This is a genomic window from Slackia sp. (assembly GCF_977041755.1).
On the sequence record NZ_CDRRGL010000099.1, the window covers coordinates 1 to 7,096 of the forward strand.

Sequence of the window (7,096 nt, forward strand, 5' to 3'; positions counted from 1 at the left end):
CTAAGTTTTCATTTACCTGTGCATTTTGCGATTTAATTCACGAAATGCACAGGTCAGAGCCTAATATGTTGCCATTTCATAGAGAAAAGCGCAGTATTCGAATAATGCAGAACCGAATTCTTGAATAAGCGGTTTGATGTGCTATTATGCCGAATCGCCGTCATCGAAGACGGGTTTTTACTGAAGGAGTGAACAACGTATGGCTATCCCACAATTGAGTGCTGAAGAGCGTCAGGCCGCGCTGGAAAAGGCTAAGGCTGCCCGTATTAAGCGTGCGCAGGTTCGTGACGACCTCAAAAATGGAAAGCTGTCGCTGCAGGACGTTCTCGCTATGAAAGACGATCCTATCGTTGGTCGCATGAAGGTCTCCACGCTCATCGAAACGCTTCCCGGTTATGGCAAGGCCAAGGCTGAGAAAATCATGGGCGAACTCAAGATCGCCGAAAGCCGTCGCCTCAAGGGTCTTGGCGAGCGCCAGGAAGCAGCTTTGCTCGAGCGCCTCGCGTAATTCGATTTGAAGAAGGTCTGTGGCATGCAGCGCAAGGGCAACTTGTTTGTTTTGTCCGGGCCGTCTGGCGCGGGCAAGGGCACGCTGGTCAAGAGGGTTCTTGAGCGCGTGCCCGATGCGTGGCTGTCGGTTTCCGACACCACGCGCTCTCCGCGTGAGGGCGAAATCGACGGAGTGCATTACTTCTTCGTCGACGATGCCGAGTTCGACCAGCTGGTCGAAACGGGCGGTTTTCTCGAGTGGGCCTGTGTCCACGAGAATCGTTATGGAACGCCGCGCGCTCGCGTCGAGGAGCACATGGCCAAGGGCGGCCAAGTGCTTCTCGAGATCGACGTGCAGGGCGGCTTCCAGATTCGCGAGCAAATTCCCGAGGCCCATCTCGTGTTCATCGAGCCTCCGTCGCTCGAAGTGCTCGAAAGCCGGCTTCGCGGCCGCGGCACCGACTCCGAAGAAAGCATTGCCGTGCGTATGAAGAACGCGCAGGTGGAGCTTTCGCATAAAATGGAGTATGATAAGCAATTCGTGAACGATGATCTCGAAGCATGCACCGATGAATTGGTCGCATACATCGAGAGCCAAGCTAAGATGTGCGAGGAATAGTAAATGAGCATTATCGACCCTGAAATCGACGTCCTGCTCGACGAAACCGACAACGACCGCTTCCTGCTGTGCGCTCTGGCGTCCAAGCGCGCCCACGATATCAACGACATGATGCGTGGCCAGCGCGATCGCGCCATCCAGCTTTCCAGCGCCGTCGAAATCGCCAAGGCGAATCACGTGAAGCCGCTTTCCATGGCTTTCGCTGAAATCGCTCGCGGCGAGGTTTCCTTTGATCCCGAGACGATCGATATCAAAGAGCACTAAGCGTTTATGCGCATAAGCGCACCTGCGCACCGGGCCCTCTTCCGTTGAAGAGGGCCTTTCGTTTGCCTGGGACGCCCTTGTGCATCCCAGCCCAACAAGAGACGAGAGAAAGCGACTCCGATGCATTTTCAGCGAATCACGCTCGTGCATTACCATGAGCTTGGCCTGAAGGGCCATAACCGTGCCACGTTTGAGAAGCGCCTTATGCGCAATTTGGAAGTGCTGCTCGAAGATGCGCCCGTGCATGAAATCACGCGCATTTCCGGCCGCGTGCTCGTGGTTTACGATGCGGCTGCGGGCGCCGACGCTCCTGCGAAGGCTGCGCAGCTTATCGCGCGCGTCCCCGGCGTTGCCCGCGTAAGCTGCGGCTTCGCGAGCGAGCGCAATATGGATGATATTTGCGAGGCGGCGCATCAGGCGCTCGGCGAAGCGGGCGATTTCTGCACGTGGAAGGTCGTCGGTCGCAGGAATCACACCGATTTCCCCATCGATTCTATGCAAATCAACCAAATCGTGGGCGAGCATCTATGCGGGCTTTTCCCCGATAAAAAGGTGAAGATGAAGGGCGCCGACGTCGAAGTGCATGTCGAGGTCGTGCAGGGCATGGCATATGTGTACGCGCAAACCATGCGCGGCGTGGGCGGCTTGCCGGTCGGTACGGCTGGCAAAGTGGTGTGCCTGCTTTCTTCGGGCATCGATTCGCCCGTTGCCATGTGGCGCATGGCTCGCCGCGGTGCGACGTGCATCGCGGTGCATTTCTCTGGTCGCCCCCAAACAGCTTCGACGTCTGAATATCTGTCCGATGATATTTGCCGCGTGCTTGAGGAATTCGGCGGCGTGGCGCGCATGTATGTGGTGCCCTTTGGCGATTACCAGCGCGAAATCGCCATGCGCGTGCCTCCCGCGTTGCGTATTGTCATCTATCGCCGCTTCATGATGCGCATCGCTGAGCGCATTGCGCGTCGTGAGGGCGCAAAAGCGCTGGTCACGGGCGAGAGCCTGGGCCAGGTTGCGTCGCAGACGCTCGATAACCTTGCCGCGACGAGCGATTCGGTGAAGATGCAGATCTTCCGTCCACTTATCGGCTGCGACAAGCTCGAGATTATCGAAGACGCCAAAAAGCTCGGCACGTTCGAGATTTCGAGCCAAGATGCGCCCGACTGCTGCACGCTGTTTATGCCGCGCGCGCCCGAGACGCACGCGAAGCTGCGTGATGTATATGACGCGGAAGTCGATTTGCCTTTCGACGAGTGGTCCGATGAAATCATGGACGCGCTCGAGGTGCACGATTACCGTTGCCCCCAATCGTATTTCGGCAAGAAGGCGAAGGAAAACTAGCTCGCCACATTCGGGACGATGCGTTTTGCCCGATGGACAATAACGAAACGGCACCAAATATAAATACCCTGCAGAATTGGCCCTTGCGTCCATTTTAATTGAACACTGTGTTGTATTTTAATTAACGCATTGTTCAATTAACCATGAATGAATTGGATCGCAAGGGCCCTATGACTGAAATGACTGCGGCGCAAAGCCGGAATTTGCATGTTGGAATCGATATCGGATCGACTACGGTGAAGGCCGTCGTGCTCGATGCCGATACGAACGAAGAGCTTTTTGGCGTGTATCGTCGCCATGGCTCTCAGCAGATTCAAGCAACGTTGCGGGTGCTTGATGAAATCGTTGCGCGCTTTCCTCTCTCCCATATTCGCTGCGCTTTGTGCGGATCGGGCTCGGAGGACATCGCGCGCGGCATCGGCGCCCCTTTCATTCAAGAGGTTGTTGCGGGCGCTACGGCGGTTCGCGCGCTGTATCCGCAGGCGAATTGCACTATCGAGCTTGGCGGGCAAGACGCGAAGATGATTTTCTTCCGCCACGATGAATCTGGTGTGCAGGAACTCGGCGACATGCGCATGAATGGCAGCTGCGCAGGCGGCACGGGCGCGTTTATCGACGAGGTCGCCGAGGTTTTAAGTATTCCCGTCGAGCAATTCAACGAATACGCCGAGGCGGGCACGCGCACCTATGACATTTCGGGTCGATGCGGCGTGTATGCCAAAACCGATATTCAGCCGCTTCTAAACAATGGCGTCTCAAAGTGCGACTTGGCGCTTTCGACATTTCATGCCATTGCTAAACAAACACTTGGCGGTTTGGCTCAGGGGCTCGATGTGAGGGCGCCTATTGTGTTCATGGGCGGGCCGCTCACGTTCAATCCCCGTCTCATCGGCGTCTTTAAGGAGCGCTTGGGCCTTTCAGACGACCAGGCTCTCATTCCCGATCATCCTGAAACCATGGTCGCGCGAGGCGCGGCGCTCTCGCTTTCCGACTTGTTTGCCGCAGAAGACGCGAGCCTTTGCATCGAGCATGCTCGCGTCGCGCTTTCTGAGCTTGAAAGTTCATTTGAGGCGCAGCCCACCGATGCGCCGCTGTTCGCGAATGCGGAAGAGAAGGCCGATTTTGAGGCGCGCCATGGAAAGCTTGCGGAATGCGGTGGCGTTGCTCGTGCGCGTGAACTCTGCGACTCGAATCGTTCGCTGCGCGTGTGGCTCGGCATTGATTCGGGCAGCACTACGACCAAGCTCGCCCTTGTCGCAGACGACGGCGAGGTCATTGACAGTTTTTACGCGTCCAACGAAGGCGAGCCGCTCGCTATTGCCCGCGATGCCCTTATCGCTTTGCGCGATCGATACGCTTCGGCGGGCATTCAACTCGATATCGCTGGTGTGGGCGTGACTGGCTACGGAGAAGATTTGTTCGCGAGCGCATTTTCGGCCGATTGCCATACGGTCGAGACGGTCGCCCATGCGCGTGCCGCGCGCGCGTTCGTTCCCGATGCGAGCTTCATTCTCGACATTGGCGGTCAGGATATGAAGGCCATGTGGGTCGAAGACGGCATCGTGCGCGACATCGTGGTGAACGAGGCCTGCTCGAGCGGCTGTGGGTCGTTTCTCGAGAACTTCGCGCAATCGCTCGGCATTCAAACGAGCGATATTGCGCAGGCGGCATTTCGAAGCGAGCATCCCGCGCATTTGGGCAGCCGCTGCACCGTGTTTATGAACAGCTCTATTGTGAGCGAGCAAAAAAATGGGCGTACCCCCGACGATATCATGGCGGGCTTGTGCCGATCGATTATTGAAAACGTGTTCACGAAGGTCATTCGCGTTTCAAACCTCGACTCGCTTGGCGATCGCATTGTGGTGCAGGGCGGCACGTTCGCCAACGACGCCGTGCTGCGCGCGCTTGAGGTGTATGTGGGGCGCAATGTGGTGCGCGCGCCGTACCCGGGCCTTATGGGTGCAATTGGCTGTGCGCTTATCGCACACGATCGCAGCACGGGGGAGAAAAGCTCGTTTATTGGGCTTGACGCCCTTGACGGTTTCGCGTTCACGACGCAGGCCAACGTTCCCTGTGACAAGTGCGCGAATCGGTGTGCGCGCACGGTGGTGTCGTTTTCTGACGGTCGCGCGTTTGTGACGGGGAATCGATGCGCGCGCGGGGAGATATCCACGCCAGCATTTGAATCGCATGTTGCGGGGGCGGTATGCAAGAGGGTTGCCACGCCGGCGAACCTGTTTGTGGTACGCCAGCGCCTTCTGTTTAAAGAATGGCCTATGCGTCCGCTGTGCACGAAACGCCATATAACCGTGGGCCTGCCTCGCGTGTTGGTCCTGTGGGACACTGCGCCGTTTTGGACGACGCTTTTGCGCGCGCTGGGCTTCGATGTGGAGCTCTCGAGCTTGAGCACGCGGAAAATGTACGAAGACGGTTTGCCTTCGGTTACATCTGACACGGTATGCTTCCCAGCGAAGGTCGTGCATGGACATGTGCGCCAGCTCGCTCGCATGAGGGTCGATCGCATCTTCATGCCCATCATCACGACGGTGCCAACCGAGAATCGTGCCGAAACGAGCGTCTCGATGTGCGCCGTGGTGAAGGGCTATCCCATGGTGGTCAAAAGCAGCGACGATCCGGCGCGCACGTGGAATGTGCCGTTCGACACGCCGCTGTTCCATTGGTTTTCAACGGCCGATCGCGATCGCCAATTGTGCGCGTATCTGCGCGAGACATTCGGCATCGACGAAGATGTGGCGCGCGAGGCAATTCGCATGGCAGATGATGCCCAGAAGAGCTTCAAGCGCGAGCTTGTCGAGCGGGGCGCCGCCGCTCTCGATGCCGCTCGCGAGGTCGGCACCTATGCGGTTGTGCTTGCGAGTCGACCCTACCACAACGATCCGCTCGTGAACCATCGCCTTCCTGAGCTGTTCTGCAAATTGGGCATTTCGGTTTTGCCGCCCGATGCGGTGCCGCATATCGAGGACGTCGATTTGTCGGCGAGTTTGATTGATGTGGTAAATAACTTCCATGCCCGTATGCTTGCGAGCGCCGTGCTCGCCGCCGAAAGCCCGAATTTGGAATACGTTCAGCTCGTAAGCTTCGGTTGCGGGCACGATGCCTACCTCAGTGACGAAATCGTGCGCCTGATGCGCGAGCGCTCGGGAGGCACGAAAACGCCGCTTATATTGAAAACCGACGAAAGCGACGCTTCGGGGCCGTTGCGCATTCGCGTGCGCTCGTTCGTCGAGACCGTTGATGCTCGCCGCGAGCGCGCGTCGGCCCCTGCGACGCCGCATGAGCTGCCCGATCCATACCCGCGGAAGTTCACGCGTGCCGATCGACGCGAGAAGGTCATTCTGGTGCCGAACACCTCGCACGCGTTCTGCAGGCTCATGAGCTCGGTGTTTTGCAAGCAGGGCGTGCGTGCCGTTCCTCTCGATTTGGGCCGCGAACGTGCTATCGAGCTTGGCAAGCGATACGTGCACAACGACATATGCTTCCCGGCCCAAATCGTAATCGGTGAAGCGCTCGCCGCGCTCGAAAGCGGTCAATACGACGATGCCGATGTCGCTATTGGCACGGGAAAATACATCGGCGATTGCCGCCTTACCCACTATGCGGCGCTGTTGCGCAAAGCGCTCGACGATGCGGGGTATGAGCATGTTCCTATTATCACGAACGACGATGTTGACGCGCATAATATCCATCCAGGCTTTCGCATGAATCTCGCGAGCGCGATTCGCATCGCCATGGGCCTGCCCATGATTGACGCGCTCGAGGCGCTCTTGCGCCGTATTCGCCCCTATGAGCTTGAGCCGGGCGCTGCCGATGCGGCATTCGGGGCGGGCATCGACGCGATTATGGAAGGCATCGAGCGTCATGGCGTTGCTGGCGCGAAGCGTGGGTTCAAACATGCGATTTCGCTTATGAACAACGTGGAGTACGACCGAAGCAACCCGCGCCCGACGGTGCTCATCGTGGGTGAATACCTGCTCAACTTCCACCCTGGCGCTAATCGCGACATTGAGGCGTATCTTGAACGGAACGGCTTCGAGATTATCGAGGCGCGCATGACCGACGTGATTCGCAAAACGTATTTCTACCAAGATGCCCAGTCTCGTGAATTCCATGTGACCAGGCCCGCTGCGAACGTTGTCTTCAATCGCGTGGCAAACGCGCTTTTCGAGCATGCGCATGATGTGTGCGACCGCATTGGCAAAGCGCACCCGCTCTATGAGCCGCCATGCCGCATGGGCGATCTTGTGCAAGCGAGCGACCCAATCATCCATCACACCTTCGACGCCGGGGAAGGCGTGCTCATCGCCGCCGAGATTTTGCATCAGGCGCAGCATGGCTGCAATTCTTTCGTCATCTTGCAGCCGTTTG

The 7,096-nt window shown here is 57.8% G+C and carries 5 protein-coding genes; all 5 read left to right on the forward strand.

The genetic code is table 11. From position 1 onward, the window contains the following. The first annotated feature begins 199 nt into the window (after positions 1-199). Entirely contained in the window at positions 200-508 is a 309-nt protein-coding gene (mihF, locus tag ACWI8T_RS07305; protein ID WP_114614958.1) for an integration host factor, actinobacterial type, read from the forward strand. Between the two features lie 24 nt (positions 509-532). Next, positions 533-1,108 (forward strand): guanylate kinase, encoded by a 576-nt coding sequence (gene gmk / locus ACWI8T_RS07310; protein ID WP_303050228.1) that lies wholly within the window; start codon positions 533-535, stop codon positions 1,106-1,108. Between the two features lie 3 nt (positions 1,109-1,111). Continuing rightward, positions 1,112-1,372: a DNA-directed RNA polymerase subunit omega gene (locus ACWI8T_RS07315; RefSeq protein ID WP_114614960.1), complete on the forward strand. Its 261-nt coding sequence runs from the start codon at positions 1,112-1,114 to the stop codon at positions 1,370-1,372. 120 nt (positions 1,373-1,492) lie between these two features. Beyond that, the gene (gene thiI, locus ACWI8T_RS07320; protein ID WP_449138465.1) at positions 1,493-2,710 is read left to right on the forward strand and encodes a tRNA uracil 4-sulfurtransferase ThiI; all 1,218 of its coding nucleotides are present in this window, start codon (positions 1,493-1,495) and stop codon (positions 2,708-2,710) included. 170 nt (positions 2,711-2,880) lie between these two features. Further along, a partial coding sequence (locus ACWI8T_RS07325; RefSeq protein ID WP_449138466.1) for an acyl-CoA dehydratase activase occupies positions 2,881-7,096 on the forward strand: 4,216 nt, incomplete at its 3' end.